The sequence below is a fragment of the Legionella qingyii genome (assembly GCF_003184185.1).
Genome location: NZ_QHJG01000026.1, coordinates 14,122 through 30,484 on the forward strand (window position 1 = coordinate 14,122; position 16,363 = coordinate 30,484).

Sequence of the window (16,363 nt, forward strand, 5' to 3'; positions counted from 1 at the left end):
TGTAAATTTTTATGAATAATTTCAAAAAAGGCATTAGCAAGTTTATTTTTATGGGTAGATGGCTGCAACTTCCGCTCTATTTAGGACTTATTTTAATACTGGCTGCGTATGTTTATCGTTTTGTTCATGAGCTCTTTGAATTAATAACCCACCTTAATAGTTTTGATGATACACTCATTATGCTTGGGGTATTAGATCTAATTGACGTAGTAATGATTGCAAATCTACTGATTATGGTTGTTATGGGGGGATATGAAACCTTTGTTTCTCATCTTGCCCTTGAATCTCACCCTGATCAACCAGAGTGGCTCGATCATCTCGATGCAGGGGCTATGAAAATAAAGCTTGCTCTTTCATTAATCGGTATCTCATCAATTCACTTATTAAGAACGTTTATTGATCCGAACAAACTGAGTAATTACTCGGTAATGTGGCAAGTAATAATACATTTAACCTTACTTGTTTCAGCCCTGGCAATAGCATTAACTAATAAAATGCTCGTGCAGAGTAAAACACATTAAAGAGCGATAGCCCAAGCCAAGAGTCATAACACTTCTTAGAAAAAATCTCCTGGACGAGGTCCAAGCTTGGAACTCTGGAAATTTCCATTAGTTTTTAATTATCCCAGAGTTCTACAAATTTCATTGGGACAATTTTAGTGTGTCGCACTGTATACTGAATATTTTTATGTCCAGGTCATGTTGGAGGCTTAGTACATCTCGACTGTAGAAAATTGGACAAATAAGCAATTATTTAACAAAATGTCAATGATTTTTAATGAGACAACCGTTTACCAGGAAACTCTTGCTGCTGGATCATGTTTGAAATATGTTGTTGATCGAGAAATAATGTTTTTTTAATAAAATTTTGATGTAAATCATTTCGTGAAAACTGAACCAATTGTAGGTCCGTTAAATTTAGAAGAAATTTAGGGGGGCAATTTTCAGCGGACTCAACTTTCGAAATGATTTCTTGAAGAACTTGTTTTATTTCATCGCGACAATGCTCAGAGCAATAAGGGAAATATCCTATAGTAGTCGTGAGCACCTGGGCACCATGCTTGGCAATTCCACCTATTTGACTAAGGGCTCCTCGTAAATCCATAATTTGTTCATTTAATTTCCACCTTATTCCTAAGCTTCCATTTGTATTTAATGATATGGATTCCAACTCCAATTCAACGATAGGTTTTTTTTGGATTTGAGCGACTAACGATTGCTCTACCGTGTCACTAAGTAATGATGTATGGCATTGGATTTTGACAAAATGAAGAATATCAGTAGCCTCGTCCTCTATTCCTAATATTTTTCTTGAAAGAGTTGGCGCTAACGTATTGAGAACTTTATCTAAATCCATGTTATCAAGAAGCATAATTTTGCTCAGTTCAATGATTTCAATTTCTTCCATTTCTGGTTGATATTGTGTTAATTTCGCATACAAATAGGATTGCATCAGGCAATTGTTCCAGCTGTTTTCATCATATGAATCAATCACTCTTAGTGCGGCGATAGTAGTATGGAGATTAGTAATCGGAGCAAAGGAAGTTGGTCCTATGCGTTCGTTATTCTCACTGATGAATTGTTGAGCTTCCAGATTTTGAATTGCTTTGGGGAAATGATTGAGCAATTCGTTTTGGAAATTAATAATAAATTGACCTAATGCAGAGCCTGCCTCATGAAAAATAACCAGTGTTTCACCAAAACTGCCAAATAGTTTATTTGTTCGATTTATACTAACCTTGTTCTCATCAATCGCTGTAGTTTTCAAAGCGATTTTTTGAAGTTGCGAATTGAGTACAAAAAAAGTGTTACTGCCTGTTTCTAATAGTGATTTCATAATTACTTAATGTAGGATTAAAAAATATCGCTTATGACCTTAATTATTCCTTAATGAAAAATATTTATACTATTAGCAGTTTGATTTTTCATTACAGCTTTTATTATGGCTAAAATATCTTTTGGACAAGCGTTATTGTTATTAATTGATAAATACAAAGAAGACAAATCCACTTGCACCACTTTGAAGCAATTTTATATTCAAGGCGTGGTTTCTTCAACAGATTTAGACTATATTGAACAATTGTTCAAAGAGAGTCAATTAACATACAAATATAAAATCTCTTACAGTAAAAAAGACATCGATGAAGATGCATCCCGACGATATTTTGAAACCCATTTGGCATTTGAAACGCTATTAATCTCCTTAGACCAAATGAAGAAAGATGATATTTTACAATATAATAAAGTACTTTATGATACATTACCTGAAGTAAGTCGAAATAAATTTAACGATTTTATAGACGGTAAGATTTCTCCCAAAATAGATGGTTTTGCTACTGAATATATGGATGCATTCCAAAAAGTGCAGCATCATGAAAATTATCAGCGCTTATCCAAGGAGCAAAAAGAAAAAGTATTATTAATTCTCCGGGCATCTTGGATCGGTGTGTTGCATGCGAGAAACCCTGAAGTTCCTGTTAACCTATATGGAACAGGATTTTTCTCAGAGCAGAATAGAGGTCGAGTAGTTAAAGATAAGCCCCTCTCACCTACTTCAGCCTATCTATCTGAAAAATCACCGTTTTTTTCAAATCATTTTGGCTTGATGAAAACCAGCATGCCGATGCCTCGCAATGATATTGCTTATGCAGAATCGGGATTTTCTTTTGTAAAACCCTCGGATCAAAATACCTATGATCCAGAAGCTGCGTGGCCTGTCCTGAATTTTTCTAAATTAGTTCATCCATTTTCCTGTTCTATATCAGGAACAACACTATGCCAATTACGTCTGATGATAAAATTACAGGACGAAAACAAGCAGGTTTTTGATACTGAAGAAAAATTTGCTAATTTTTTGAAATGTTTTATGTCAATTCTATTATTCAATAGTGGCGGCCATGTTTTCAATGAATTTTTAGGTGTATTAGAGATAGCTCAAGTGCGCGAGAAATTCACCTTTATTAATGGGTTTGAACAAATTAATGCAACAAGTCTATTATTGAATGGAAATGAAGATGCTTTTGATAAAGCCTTAGGTGATACACTCAACTATACCAAGGTCTTGCTAGCAAAAAAAGCAATTCATGAGGAACTGGACACTCTATCCATGAAGCTTAATTAGTCTTTTATTTCTGATTCAGTTGCAAACCGCCCATGAGTTTATACTATCTAACTCAAACTAATGGAATGACAAGATGCATTCTATAAAACCTACCTATTGCATTTAAATGGAATTAAATGATGTTGGTTCTCGATGACTGATTCCGATGAAGGTTTTATCGTTTGAGCGTTCTTGGAAAATTACAGTCATCATATTCAAAGCTTTGTTTTATCTCTTGTAGTCTATTTTTTAAATTTAAAGTTACTTCTATATTTTTTGGTTTCTGATGTTTCTTAGCTTCTTCAATTAGCTCGTTCATTGAATTAAAACTCTTAAAAAAATCAGATAACTTTTCTTCTTTACCCCTTATTTTTGCCTTGTTTATAGACACTCTAATTTGATATTTGTCATCTTTTTCATGTAACAAGATATTATCTTTTTTGTTTTCAAAATGTGTCGCAAATATTAATTTATCGTTTATAAACTCTTGAATGTCATTTAACTCTTCATTGCTTAATTTGGTACTACTGACTAACTCTTTTTCTAATTTAGCGTAAGCGATGATTTTATCAGGAGATACTTTATCTTTAATTAACGTTTCATTGTAAATAGATCCCCATTCTGGCGGCATTTTATCTTCTTTTCGATACTCCCTAAATTTATCTATTGTTATGGCTGTTCTAATCCATTCCGCAGAATTCCCCCTGTCCCGACAAGAAGCATCATGTAATAAAGTAGATTCTGGTGCCTCTATAGCCACCCAATCACAGTGAGACGATGGGTGTTCTAAATAACCAAAAAATACATTTTCTTCCCTATGCCCTGGCATATTAGGTCTATAGAAAAGAGCTGCTTCATTTATCCAATCAGATTCCTCATCAAATGCAAGAATCGTTGCCAATAGTTCAACATTATCTTTGAGTTCTTCTCTTCTTTGTTGTATCCATTTCGCTCTATTTTCTATTCCTATTTCATAAAGATTTTTTTCCTTTGGCAACCTTCCAGTTGCTCTTAATATAGATTTTGATAGAAGTCCCTCTTTTAAAAAAACTTCAATAGAAGCACCTGCTTTTTCGCCATCAGAATTATGACCCATTTCATGAAAAATTAACGTTTTTTCAGGCTCGATCTTGTTTCGCATAGTCAATCTTTAACTTTATTACTAAGTAAGAGCATAATAAATCATTTGTATTATATGTAAACATGGGCATCAATTTATTTACATAACTGGTCTACATGTTTATCAAAATTCCTAGCACATCAATAACTGATTCAGTATGCATTTCACCTTATTAATACTTTGTTAATGATCTATCTGTATAATTATTAATCAGGCAAGGGGTTTAATTGGGTATGGATGCCTCGTAATTTGAGGTGATAAAATGCAATCTAAGTCAGAAGCTGAATACCAAATTGGTGTTTGTGTAAAAGATACAAATCAGGAAAATGGGCCAGGGCATGTATCAGCGATGCTGATTAAGAAGAAAGAAGGCAAAACTAAAGTTTATCATACAAGCTTTTATCCAGGCCCATTCGGTAGTATTTTGAATGGAATGACTTTTGGCTCCGTACCTGTAAAAGGACAACTAGCTCCAGATCATATGCAAGATGTACATGAGGCTGACCATGTATTAGTTACTTCAGTACCTAAAGAGACCTTTAAAGGTGCAAAAAATGGACATAAAAAGTTTAGTAAAGAGGTACAAGATGGACGTCGAATGTACTCTGTGTTTGCGAAAGACAATCCAATAGCAAATGGTATCAATAAACTGGCATTAGGATGTAAAGGCGCACAGCTAACTATAGAACAACATCTACAGAAGACAGGCTCTCATCCACCTGAAGACATGTGTGGCATCCATGTATTTGATAACAACCATCCAGAAATTAAAAAAGGGCCACGTGTAGATAATTGCGCTAGTTCTGTAACACATGTATTACGTAAAGCGGGTTATAAAGATTTTAAAAATCCTAAAATACCAACGTTTTTTACTAGCGAGTTGGAAAATCACGGCTTCGTAAAAATGGAAAAAGAAGATTTTATGAAACAATTTGGCATGCAACATGGCAGTTCACTCAAAAAATAACCGAACCAATGTACGCCTTGCTTAATATGATTAGGTAAAGCGTACAATAATTACCACCATTTGATAAAAAATTAAATAGTTGATTATAATTCGCACGTTGAAACTTTATTTAATTATAAAAGGATTGCTTATGTTTTCATTTCTAAAGACTAAAAAGAATAATGGAATTAATGCCGCTTCAGATTCAACTCTTAAAAATACCTCTGATATCCCCTATTCAACGAATCCTTCATTAAATAAAACAAAATCCACTGAATCTACAAAAGATACTTGGGTATTTATTTGGAACATGACAGCAGATAAAGTTGGCCATGCTGCAGTTCAAATAGGTGGGTCTAAACCCAAAATGCAAGAAGAAGATCCTGGTGAATATGCCAGTATTCATCCGAATGATATTCCATCCGCAGGATTAACATCAGTCTTACCCTTACCAGCACACATCGCAACAAATTTATCTCAGGATATGGAAACATTAGGTGCTTCAGAACATGCTGTGGCTATTACCGATATGGATGGCCCCATAAAAGTAAAACCTGATAAAGAAGCAAAACCCTTACCACCAGATCACATTTATCATTTTAAAGCCCTGAATACTTCTGCAATGAGTGATCACTTAAAGGAATCTCATAAAAAGGTGACTACTGGTGAAATGGGCTATCAGCTATTTCCGAATGTGAATTTAGTTGGTTTTTTTAAGGACAGTTCTGCATTCATCTCCCAAGATCCTATTGATATTGAAATGCATCGCAGAATATCTGAGAAGCAAACAGATAATAGCAAAGTACATAATTGCACTTCTCTTGTTAGCGAGGTCTTGAATAAAGGTGGATTGCCAATCAAACATTCCAAAATAAAACCATGGGTAATTACTCCAAATGGTTTGTCAGAAGAACTAAGTAGCAAGGCCCATAAATTCTAAATAATGGGCTATGTTAATGTGTGGTTTTCAGTATTTTATCTGAAAACCACTTTTAAAAATGGATCATTATTTTTGTTCTTTAGCTTTTAGATTCTTGGATTTTAAACCTGATACATCATAGATAGTAATGGGCGATTGGATTCCTTTCACTTTTACACGAAGATGTCCATTAATTTCAATGTGTTGTGCAACTTCTTTGTATGTGGATTCAGAAATCAATATTTGTCCACCAAGACTTAGATCTTGAATTCGAGATGATACGTTGACTGCGGATCCTATAGCACTGTATTGCATTCGCCTCTTGGAACCTATATTCCCGACTACGGCAATCCCTGTATTAATTCCTATCCCCATCTCTAAGTGCGGTAAATTAATCTTACTGTTGGCACGATTCAATTTTTTTAACATTTTTTGCATTTCTAGAGCACAAGCTATTGCACGGAGTGAGTCATCCCCTGAAAAAGATGGGGCACCAAAAATAACCATAATTGCATCACCAATAAATGCATCAACGATTCCTTGATGATTTTCTATAACAGGAACCATTTTACTGAAGTAGGTGTTTAAAAGAGACACTAGCGTTTCCGCAGGTATGGATTCAGATAATGGAGTAAAATTTCTTAAATCACTAAACATGATTGTTATTTTACTTTCATAGCCACCTAATTTTTGCTGATGAGGTGATTTAAGTATTGTATTGACTACCTCATCGGACATATAAAAACTGAATACCTTGTGAATCAATTTATTACGTACTTCAAGTTGATTCTTTACTTTTTGTAACAATAAATTCGTTTTACGTAGAATTAACTCATCTTTAGCTATATTGGCTAAATTTAATAAAAGCTCTCGTTGTTTTGAATTAAGCTCTTTAGGGGACGTATCTGCTAAACAAAAAGTGCCTACGTTATAACCTTGGGGATCAGTCAAAGGAATACCTGCATAAAAACGAATAAATGGTTCTTGTTGCACCAAAGGACTATTGACGAATCGTTCATCAAGAAGTGCATCGTTAATGATTAGTGGTTCATTTTTTTTTATTGTCACATTGCAAAAAGAAATGCATCGAGGCGTTTGTTTTTCTTTTAAACCATGTCGTGCTTTAAACCATTGTCTTTCTTCATCTAGAAATGCGATGTAACAAATTGGGATATTGAATAAATCAATCGCAAGACGTACCAATCGCTCATAACTCTCCTCTGGTAGTGTATCCATAATTTTCAATGATTGGAGCGCATCAAGTCTTTTCTGTTCTAATTCTTGAGCATCTTCCACTTTTTTTGATTTCATAATTACTCTCTGAGCCTGGTATTCATAAATTATCAAAAAACGAATTGCCAAATTCTCCTTCACATATAGTCATTATAGATTAAATATATCTCTTCCTTTTGTATCACTATTAACTCATGATATTCTTAGTTTGATTTCAGTTCTTGGCTTATAAAATGTTTACATTAAAAAACGAAAATGCGCACTCTAGACAATTAAGTAAAGTTAATGAACGTGGTGAATATGCACCTTTTCCAGGAGTTACAGTAGTATCTGCCTGCTATCCCAAACAAAAGGAATTTTGTGAAACTCTTTATAAGCTTTTAGTGAGTAACCCACTGATCGTGAATCATTATTTACCACTTCCTGCTCAAAGTTATCATATGACTACAATGAGTCTGGAAACAGAACAACAAATAGGAAGTTCATGGAATCAATTTATTTATAATAATTTGCCTCATTATAAAAGGATCAAGCAGACGCTAGAGAAAAACGCTATTTATCCTTCAATTGAAAAAATGGAAATCAGTATAGGTAGAACCATTTCACTCTCTTTATCTTTGCCAAAAGAGCAAGAAACACAAATTAAGACTATAGCCACATCCCTAAACATCGAAGATACAGTACCTCGAGTTCTTCATATTACATTAGCTTATTCACGTTTCAATAGACCAATGCCCAAAGAAATTTCTGAACCACTGCATGCAGAAATTACCAAAGAACTCAATAAATTCATTGAAAAAATTAAATTTCCAATTGAAATTTCAGAATACATGCTTTGCTATTTTAATGACATGACAGCGTTCCCCTCTTGGGATGCAGAAAATAATCCATTTACTCAATCTAAATTACCGAATCATGATCTAATCTTCAGTCAACGCGATAAAAAAGATAAAGATGAACTCCAAGAAGTACATACTCAGGAGACAATGCTTACCATCTAAGTCATCATTTCTGTTGAAATTAACATTTTGATCTTATATTGTTGCTTCTTAATCATACCATGAATAAGGGAGTTTTCATGAAGAACCATTCTGGGATATTTAGGCTAAGCGATTATAAGATTCTTGATTATCTGGTAAAGCACATAGATTTGAAGCTTGATCTCTCCAAAAAGCCTGTGCAATCAAAAGCGCAGTTAACTATTGAGCCTAATCCAAAATCCAAATCCTATTCTGTAGATTTAGAGTTAGATGGTAAAAATATGGTTCTAGAATCGATCTTGCTCGATGGTAAAAAGCTGTCTCAAGAAGAGTACGAAATCACAGAAGAATCTCTGATTATCAAAAATGTTCCTCAAGATCGCTCCTTTACGCTCGAAACAATAACTCGTTTGGGTGAAAATACGGACTTATTTGGTTTATACGAAACAGAAGGAACCATTCTGGTAAAAGCAGAAACTGAAGGACTGCGCCGGGTCCTTTATTGTCATGACCGGCCTGATAATTTAGCCACTTACAAAACAACAATTATTGCTAAGAAAAAAGACTATCCTGTGTTGCTTTCCAATGGTTCGCTCATTGAACAGAAGGAGCTAGATGAAGAACTACACTCTGTAACCTGGTTGGATGAAGTTCCTAAGCCCAGTTATCTTTTTGCATTAGTTGCAGGGAAACTGCAGAAATCAGTGACTTATTTCAAAACACGTTCTGGGCGTGAACTACCAATTGAATTTTATGTCCCTCCTGATGCAACAGCAAAATGTGATTTTGCTAAAGAAGTATTAAAAGAAGCAATGCGCTGGGAAGAAGAAATCTTTGATTTGGAATGTGAACTACCACAACATATGGTAGCTGGTGTCGATAAGTATGCATCGGGGGCTTCTGAGCCGACAGGTTTAAATTTATTTAATACCGCAAATTTATTTGCTACACCTGAAGCGCGTACGGATGCAGATTTTTTACGAGTATTAGAAGTTGTTGCCCATGAATACTATCATTATTGGTCAGGTGATCGAGTGACTATTCGCGAGTGGTTCAATTTACCTTTTAAAGAAGGATTGACTACTTTTAGGGCTGCTATGTTTCGTGAACGTTTGTTTGGTACTGATTTAATTCGGATGTTAGACGGAAAAAACCTTGATGAGCGCGCTCCACGACAAGATACCTACACGAATGTTAGAAGCCTTTATACCCCTGCAGCATATGAAAAGAGTGCCGATATTTTTCGTATGATGATGCTTTTCTTGGGTGAAAAAGCTTTCTATAAAGGAATGACCCAATTTCTAAAAGATAATGATGGTGGCGCAGTAACTCTGGAAGATGTATTGGAAGCATTAAGTAAATCAACTGGGAAAAATATGCATCCTTTCTTATCTTGGTTTACTGCATCAGGCATTCCACAAGTAACCGTCACGGATGAATATGATGTAGACTCAAAACGATATACTTTAAAATTTAAAACCAAAGATGGAAATGGAAGGCCAATACCAATTGTTGTTGGATTACTCAATAATGCAGGCAAGGAAATTCAATGCGACACAATGATCCTGGTTGATAAACCTGAAATGGAGTTTCAGTTTGAGAACATTAAGGCTCATCCTACCCCATCTTTGTTGCGCAGTTTTTCTGCTCCTGTAAATCTCGAGTTTGCATACAGCTCAGAACAACTACTTCGCCTAATGCAACATGATACTAACATATATAATCGTTGCGAAGCGGCGAATAAACTCATAACCCGGATGGTTAGTGACTACTGTTCTGGAAAGACGCTTACACTTACTCCCGAGTTTATCAATACTTATCGAAATATACTCAGTGAGAATAATAGCTCCTTAAACTATTGGTTACTGGCTGAACTAATAGCGATCCCTCCCGATGAAGTCTTATTTTCCAGCATGCAGAGTCAGGATTTCGAAAAAATAGCTGAAGCACGCCAACTAATTCAAAGCCAACTTGTAAAAGAAATAAAGGAGGATATATTACGATTGCAAAATAAACTCCGCACGTTACCTGTATCTCAAGACTCACCTTTTAAATCATTTGATATCCTAAGTGCTGGAGCCCGACGTTTAAAATATGTTTGTCATTCTTATTTACTGGCGATAGAACCAGAAAAAACCGAACAAGCATTAATTAAGCAATTCAATAATTCACTAAGCAAAAATATGACAAATTGCATCTATGCGCTCAGCTTATTGTTGAATAATAACAGCAGCCAATCAAATAAGCTTTTAGAATACTTTTATGAGTACTGGCAACATGACCCAAGCGCTGTTAATTATTGGTTTAATATTCAAGCAGCAGCCCATTCAGAGAATGTTGTAGGCTTAGTGGAACAATTAATGCTCCATCCTGCTTTTGATTTGTCTAATCCCAACAAGGTAAGTGCTCTATTAGGCACCTTTATTAAAAATCCATATGGCTTCCATGCTATATCAGGAAAAGGTTATCAATTAATTGTTGGTGCGATCCTAAAACTGGAAAAAATCAATCCAACTTTAGCTGCTAATTTGACGGAAAAGTTCAATGACTGGGATAAATACGATAAAAAGAGACAACAGCTCATGCTAAGTCAACTAGAATATATTAATACTAATGCCATAACTGCGGATGTGAGAAACATGGCAAAAAAGGGGTTGGACAAGAGGAAGCTTGATCCGCCCCTTCCCATCCAGCAAATGTTCTTTGACCTCCTTTCCACGACGGATTCAACAACCTTTACCGATGTTGAAAAAACATATTCTTGTAATTAAAAAAACATGTTCCTAAACACGTCTCAAGGTAGACCTTGAGACGTGTTTCATAAAGAGAAATAAGATTGGATTATTGGATAAATGAAAGTTTAAGAATGTGAAAGATAAATTGATTAGTAAATTATTTTTTACGTAGACTTCACTAACTACCATTAATCATTTGAATAAGGATGATTAAGCACCGATTGTTACATGAAAGTATCTACATCGTTCCATAGGTTAATCTAGATTGGGGAATCTGTTGTAACGGTGTACATTCATTTACTGTAATAGCGATTTCCTTACGTGAAAAAATTGAATACGCTGATAATTTTTCATTATTTATTACGTCTCGTCGTATTACCTTTAATGCCTCAATACAACGCGCAAATATATTAATGGTATCTGTCAGGTACTGATCCTGTTTTAACAAGCCAATATCTTGCAATAATTGCACATGAATTTCATGATGAATTGGGGCGTGAAGCCCTTGCATATCAGCCAGCTTATTCGAAACGAGTTCCAATCTCTCAATAAAGCGTTGATATTCAAGACTTGCAATCTTTTTTTCTATATTCCAAAAATTAGCAGAGCAAGCAGATATCCCCACCACAGGAATAAGAAGAAGCCAAGGTGCCAAAAGTGCAAGAGCCACGTATAGGTCACCCTGTTCCCTATAATATCCTCTTGTTTCATAGTCAAGCACTTCTTTATGAGATTCCAAATATTGGTAGGCATCAACAGCACTATAAATAAAATATAATATAATAACTAGTGAACAACAAATAGATCCACCCGACATACTTATTGTTGCCGCCCTAAAAAATGGATCAGCTTGTGGAGTGCGTCTTTGTAAGTCAGCTAAATAATCTTCCATCTGTTTAATCAAGCAATTCAAAACAATCCTATCATTATTTGAATGTTGATAGTGATAAGTGATTGAAGATGAAGGAGATGATTTCGAAATATTGCGCCTTGCTACAGTATTGAGATTTATGTCTGATTTTAAATTATCTTTGAACGCTCTCGGCATCTCCGCTAATATGGAGTCAGGGATGACTTCTTGTCCTATCATTAAGACAAAGTCTTCGTCATTTTTATAACCACGATCTTCAACTTTTTCTTTACCTTTTTCTGATTCAAGATATCTTTGATCTGACTCGATAAAAGTATACCCCCTAGCTGCATATGATAATATTTGATCTTTTGGTACGCTCACACTTTGCAGATATAATGCCCGTGGAATCATTCCTGGATTACATAAATAATTGGCTCTAACTAACTCGACCAGGCTAAGAATTCCGCTATATCGTATATAAAGACTTTTCTCCATTGGATCATATTTATCTTTTTGCTCGTCGAATAACCGAGCATAAGCACTTAAAAAGTGTGCCCTCTCTCTGCTTTTAAGACGAAGCAAAATATGTTCTTGATCGCGGATAGGAAGTTGTCTATGCAACATAAATGAAGTGATATTTTCATTATTGAAAAGATGTAGGTCTGCTCCATTTTGAAATAGTTTTACTATGATCTGAATGAAATTTTTTATTGACTCCTCAACTATTGGTTGTTCTTTTCTGCAATCCAGAAGTGCTTGGTAGCATTTATGCAATGCCGTATTACCATCATCATCTGCTTGATTAATAAATTCATTATCTTTATCTGAAATGACATGATGAAATAAGATATCTATAATTTTATGCTGACCAAGCCAAGCTGTTTTATGTAAAAGTGTAGATTTATATGTGTCACATGCAAAAATCAAAGTTTGTTGGTCGTCTTTTTTTGCCTGATTTAGTAGCTTTATAAAAATATCGCAAAATGAATCTTTTGCTGCATACCAAAAAACCGTTCTTAATTCATGGTCTTTTGTATAAATCACTTCATTATTTTTAATTTCATTAAATAAAAAGTTAGATAGTTCTTCATCACCAGTTGCTAAGGCCAAATGTAACAGTGTTTTATTCTCTTCATCACACGCAAATAAAGAAGCAGGTGATCGTTCATTAATTAACTTAACCAGGTCTATCACATCCTCGTAGTTATTTTCTTTAATAGCTTTAATTAATGCATCTACAAAATAGTGTCTCGTGTACATCCATAACTTCCTTAATTGTATTTAAAATTTTTAATGTTTTTCAGTTTAATCGATAGATCAGATTTAACATCATTTGGATTTTAAAATCGATATTCATGTTTAGTACGATCCCGTACATCACTACAAAATCAGCACTCACTGCGATCGATCAAAAATAAGGCAATAAAGAAACAATAAGACATGACTAACTATCAGGTGAGCCTTCTTTAAACAAACCAAGTGCTTTTGCTATTTTCTTATTTAAAAACCGCTTAGGTAATAATCTTGGAAGTATCCAGTCTGAGAAGAGATTAGGGACCAAAACATAACGCGTTTGAGGATGAGGATTAGGTAAAATCTGATATACAAGTTCTCCCACTTTTTTTGCTGGTAAAGCAGATTGAGCAATCTTATGATAAATATAACTTTTAAATTTAAGTAACGGTTTTGCATAAATTGATTTACGCAGTTTATCATCACTAACCAGGTCTTCACTCTTATGCCAAATCGCGGTATTAATCATTCCTGGACCAATAAGCACGACATCAATACCATAAATCATTAATTCAATTCTTAATGTATCTGAAAACGCTTCCAGACCATATTTTGAGATAGAATACGGACCGAAAAATGGTCTACATATTTTACCTGATATAGAACCTATGTTAATAATTTTTCCAGGTTTTCCTTTCAGAGATTCATCAGCACCAAGTAAAGAAACAAAAGCTTGAGTTACCTGAATTTGCCCAATAACATTGACTTCAAATTGACGGCGAAATTCTTCAATCGGCGTTTCAATTAATGGCCCAACAACAGCAATCCCTGCATTATTAATCAATCCCCAGAGCATTTCACCCTGTAATTGTTCACGTACCATTTGGGCTGCATTTCTAACCGCAATTTGATCGGTTATATCAAAAGTAAGAGGAACAAAAAGAGGGCCGAGTTCATTAATTAGACGTTGTGCATCATTTTGATTACGCACACTTCCAAAAACTCTTACGCCCTGAGCAACCAGTTGCCTAGCTATAGCATAGCCAATTCCAGATGAAACTCCTGTAACCACTACGGAACGGATTTTAGGCTCCTTGCCTGCTGGTTCAACCAGATGTTTTGAAATCCTTTTCATCAATTAATACCTGTATGGTATAAGTATTTTAGTTCATCAAGCTACGATTTTGATTATTCATGCTCAGGATGTACTACAAAAATTCCTGGGGCATTTCTCAAGTATTCATTGTAATCCATGCCATATCCAAATATATAATGATCTTCAACTTGTAAGCCCACAAAATCAGCTTTTTGCAATCCATTTGGGACACGTTTTCGGTACTTATCCACCAAAACAGCGCTGTAAACTTTTTCAGCCCCCAAGGATTTTATTTCATCGATAATTGCTGCCAGCGTAACACCACCATCAAGAATATCATCAACAACAAGAACAGTCCTGCCTTGCAAATTAGCCGATGGCTTTACCTTCCAAACAATATCTCCACCTGTTGTCTCGCCTCGATAGCGAGTTGCATGTACGTAATCTACTTCTAATGGAAAATCCAATCGTGGAAGTAAATTGCCTAAAAGGACTAATCCCCCTACCATAACACAGACAAGTACAGGATTTTGATCTTGCAATTCCTTATGTATATTAATTGCCATTCGATCAAGAGCGGCCTCAACTTCATTAGTTGTAAACAAACAAGATGATTTTTCGTAAACTTCTTTAATTTTATCGGGAATAGTCATTATCAGTCCTCGGGGCAGAGCAGGTTATTGGGATACATTTAATCTTTTATTTTTCCTGTACCAGGAAAAGGGCTAACTTTACTTCCATAGCCTGGATTATCTTTTACTTTGGCTGTCCCTTGTTTTGTAACTTCATCGATACGATAGATTGAATGCATCGGAATAAATGTCCGCTTTACACCATTAAATTCAATCTTTAACCGCTCTTCAGAAGGGTCAACAACTAATGCTGTTTGTTCACCAAACACCAATTCTTCGACCTCGAGAAACCCAAACATCTCACTTTCTTTAATGGAACGTGCATAAATTTCATAAATTGCTTCTTGATTAGCAAAAGTGATTCTGAATATCGTTTTTTTATTCATAAGATTAACCTGTTTTTATGGCAAAGCAAATTATACAAAAACAAAGGCACTCTATTCAAATTAAATTAGCGTGCATCAATTATAACTCGCAAAAGAAAACATTACTCAAGAGCAATTTGGACGGGATAATAACATTTGATATGACTTTTAAATGAAAAGATCAATAATCTATATTATTTTTATTTATCAAGGGGATAAATACTGGAGGTCTGAGAAGAAAAAATAACTGGCTGCAATGGAGCCTGGTAATCTTTCATTGGTAATTGCGCGGGATTTACCTGTAATACAGGTTCTATAACCTGATACTTTTGAGCAACATAACAGTAAAAACCAGAAGGTAAAGGCCAAAGCATTTTGCCTATTTCATCCAAAAAAGTAAATTTTTTAATTAATGAGGCGTTATTAACCGGAGGAATATAGCAAAAGTTGCTTAGAGAATGCTGTCTATAACCTCTTTGCAAAAAAATCCGATTTAGGTTAAACGGCGTTCGCATTTTAACTTTTTGATCACTGTAGCAGTGCAGAAACCCGGATTTCATTGCCCCACCCCAAAGACTCCAAGGATTAATGCTTAATAAAATAACAAACCCCATTGGATTAAGAACGCGATCAATTTCATCAATCAAGCTAAAACTATTGGCAAAAGGTTCAAGAGTGAGTGGTACAATTATACAATCAACACTATTACGATCTAGTGGAAGCTGATGTAAGGCACATTCAATCTGAACTTTATTTGCTATATAAAAAGGAGACGCAATCCACTTATTGATATAATTAAATTTTTTTAGCCATATATTATCGCCGCAATTCCCCAATTGCAGTAATGTATTGCCATGTGAATAGTCACTTTCATGTTCAAGATTTACTAAAAATTCATGAGCAGCAAAAAGCCCAAGAGGCGATTGAAACCATTTATTCAGGGCGCGATATTGTTTAATTTGCCGTTCGATCAACAAAATAATACCTTTTAAAATAGTTAATCCTGAATTAAACTACAATACAACGAGTTTCATATACATACAATCCATTTTTTGATTTTAAATAGTGTCTAGGTGACTTAGTAGAACCCATGAATTCTGGACGAATCAACCATTTGACGATTGTTATGACATTACTCCTCGCTTCGGACTG

The 16,363-nt window shown here is 34.9% G+C and carries 14 protein-coding genes; 6 read left to right on the forward strand and 8 right to left on the reverse strand.

The window, feature by feature from the left end:
* Positions 1-11 precede the first annotated feature (11 nt).
* Positions 12-521, forward strand: a complete 510-nt coding sequence (locus DGG96_RS14670) for a TIGR00645 family protein (protein ID WP_110143402.1) — start codon at positions 12-14, stop codon at positions 519-521.
* A gap of 253 nt (positions 522-774) precedes the next feature.
* On the opposite strand, the gene DGG96_RS14675 is transcribed toward DGG96_RS14670, so the two are convergent.
* Positions 775-1,836 (reverse strand): hypothetical protein, encoded by a 1,062-nt coding sequence (locus DGG96_RS14675; protein ID WP_110143403.1) that lies wholly within the window; start codon positions 1,834-1,836, stop codon positions 775-777.
* Between the two features lie 105 nt (positions 1,837-1,941).
* Here DGG96_RS14675 and DGG96_RS14680 point away from each other — a divergent pair, with 105 nt between their 5' ends.
* The gene (locus tag DGG96_RS14680; RefSeq protein WP_110143404.1) at positions 1,942-3,120 is read left to right on the forward strand and encodes a hypothetical protein; all 1,179 of its coding nucleotides are present in this window, start codon (positions 1,942-1,944) and stop codon (positions 3,118-3,120) included.
* A 154-nt stretch (positions 3,121-3,274) separates the two neighbouring features.
* Here the strand turns inward: DGG96_RS14680 and DGG96_RS14685 are convergent, their stop codons facing one another.
* Positions 3,275-4,240, reverse strand: coding sequence for a hypothetical protein (locus DGG96_RS14685; RefSeq protein ID WP_110143405.1), 966 nt, complete (start codon positions 4,238-4,240; stop codon positions 3,275-3,277).
* Positions 4,241-4,481: 241 nt separating this feature from the next.
* Between DGG96_RS14685 and DGG96_RS14690 the strand changes: the two genes are divergently transcribed.
* Together DGG96_RS14690 and DGG96_RS14695 are read left to right on the forward strand one after the other, a co-directional pair.
* A complete protein-coding gene (locus DGG96_RS14690) occupies positions 4,482-5,186 on the forward strand; it encodes a hypothetical protein (RefSeq protein ID WP_110143406.1) in 705 nt (234 codons plus the stop codon).
* A 130-nt stretch (positions 5,187-5,316) separates the two neighbouring features.
* Positions 5,317-6,105, forward strand: a complete 789-nt coding sequence (locus DGG96_RS14695) for a hypothetical protein (protein ID WP_110143407.1) — start codon at positions 5,317-5,319, stop codon at positions 6,103-6,105.
* 66 nt (positions 6,106-6,171) lie between these two features.
* Here DGG96_RS14695 and DGG96_RS14700 read toward each other — a convergent pair whose 3' ends face one another.
* On the reverse strand, positions 6,172-7,395 hold the full coding sequence (locus tag DGG96_RS14700; protein WP_110143442.1) for an adenylate/guanylate cyclase domain-containing protein: 1,224 nt from the start codon (positions 7,393-7,395) through the stop codon (positions 6,172-6,174).
* A gap of 155 nt (positions 7,396-7,550) precedes the next feature.
* Here DGG96_RS14700 and DGG96_RS14705 point away from each other — a divergent pair, with 155 nt between their 5' ends.
* Together DGG96_RS14705 and pepN are read left to right on the forward strand one after the other, a co-directional pair.
* Positions 7,551-8,318, forward strand: coding sequence for a DUF1868 domain-containing protein (locus tag DGG96_RS14705; protein WP_110143408.1), 768 nt, complete (start codon positions 7,551-7,553; stop codon positions 8,316-8,318).
* 77 nt (positions 8,319-8,395) lie between these two features.
* Entirely contained in the window at positions 8,396-11,068 is a 2,673-nt protein-coding gene (gene pepN, locus DGG96_RS14710) for an aminopeptidase N (RefSeq protein WP_110143409.1), read from the forward strand.
* 202 nt (positions 11,069-11,270) lie between these two features.
* Here the strand turns inward: pepN and DGG96_RS14715 are convergent, their stop codons facing one another.
* The 5 genes from DGG96_RS14715 to DGG96_RS14735 all read right to left on the reverse strand — a co-directional run bounded on the left by DGG96_RS14715 (position 11,271) and on the right by DGG96_RS14735 (position 16,188).
* Positions 11,271-13,145, reverse strand: coding sequence for a hypothetical protein (locus DGG96_RS14715; RefSeq protein ID WP_110143410.1), 1,875 nt, complete (start codon positions 13,143-13,145; stop codon positions 11,271-11,273).
* Between the two features lie 184 nt (positions 13,146-13,329).
* Positions 13,330-14,253: an SDR family oxidoreductase gene (locus DGG96_RS14720; RefSeq protein ID WP_233590603.1), complete on the reverse strand. Its 924-nt coding sequence runs from the start codon at positions 14,251-14,253 to the stop codon at positions 13,330-13,332.
* Between the two features lie 53 nt (positions 14,254-14,306).
* Positions 14,307-14,867 (reverse strand): hypoxanthine-guanine phosphoribosyltransferase, encoded by a 561-nt coding sequence (locus DGG96_RS14725; protein ID WP_110143411.1) that lies wholly within the window; start codon positions 14,865-14,867, stop codon positions 14,307-14,309.
* A gap of 38 nt (positions 14,868-14,905) precedes the next feature.
* Complete coding sequence (locus DGG96_RS14730) at positions 14,906-15,232, reverse strand: DUF1820 family protein (protein WP_058468897.1); 327 nt, start codon at positions 15,230-15,232, stop codon at positions 14,906-14,908.
* 179 nt (positions 15,233-15,411) lie between these two features.
* Entirely contained in the window at positions 15,412-16,188 is a 777-nt protein-coding gene (locus tag DGG96_RS14735) for a methyltransferase domain-containing protein (protein WP_110143412.1), read from the reverse strand.
* Positions 16,189-16,363 lie beyond the last annotated feature (175 nt).

Excerpts from the sequence above, each read along its gene's own strand:
- DGG96_RS14670 (WP_110143402.1), top strand. The coding sequence starts at position 12 with ATGAATAATTTCAAAAAAGGCATTAGCAAGTTTATTTTTATGGGTAGA.
- pepN (WP_110143409.1), top strand. The coding sequence starts at position 8,396 with ATGAAGAACCATTCTGGGATATTTAGGCTAAGCGATTATAAGATTCTT.
- DGG96_RS14720 (WP_233590603.1), bottom strand. The coding sequence starts at position 14,253 with ATGAAAAGGATTTCAAAACATCTGGTTGAACCAGCAGGCAAGGAGCCT.
- DGG96_RS14730 (WP_058468897.1), bottom strand. The coding sequence starts at position 15,232 with ATGAATAAAAAAACGATATTCAGAATCACTTTTGCTAATCAAGAAGCA.
- DGG96_RS14685 (WP_110143405.1), bottom strand. The coding sequence starts at position 4,240 with ATGCGAAACAAGATCGAGCCTGAAAAAACGTTAATTTTTCATGAAATG.
- DGG96_RS14695 (WP_110143407.1), top strand. The coding sequence starts at position 5,317 with ATGTTTTCATTTCTAAAGACTAAAAAGAATAATGGAATTAATGCCGCT.
- DGG96_RS14690 (WP_110143406.1), top strand. The coding sequence starts at position 4,482 with ATGCAATCTAAGTCAGAAGCTGAATACCAAATTGGTGTTTGTGTAAAA.
- DGG96_RS14675 (WP_110143403.1), bottom strand. The coding sequence starts at position 1,836 with ATGAAATCACTATTAGAAACAGGCAGTAACACTTTTTTTGTACTCAAT.
- DGG96_RS14705 (WP_110143408.1), top strand. The coding sequence starts at position 7,551 with ATGTTTACATTAAAAAACGAAAATGCGCACTCTAGACAATTAAGTAAA.
- DGG96_RS14700 (WP_110143442.1), bottom strand. The coding sequence starts at position 7,395 with ATGAAATCAAAAAAAGTGGAAGATGCTCAAGAATTAGAACAGAAAAGA.
- DGG96_RS14715 (WP_110143410.1), bottom strand. The coding sequence starts at position 13,145 with ATGTACACGAGACACTATTTTGTAGATGCATTAATTAAAGCTATTAAA.
- DGG96_RS14680 (WP_110143404.1), top strand. The coding sequence starts at position 1,942 with ATGGCTAAAATATCTTTTGGACAAGCGTTATTGTTATTAATTGATAAA.
- DGG96_RS14725 (WP_110143411.1), bottom strand. The coding sequence starts at position 14,867 with ATGACTATTCCCGATAAAATTAAAGAAGTTTACGAAAAATCATCTTGT.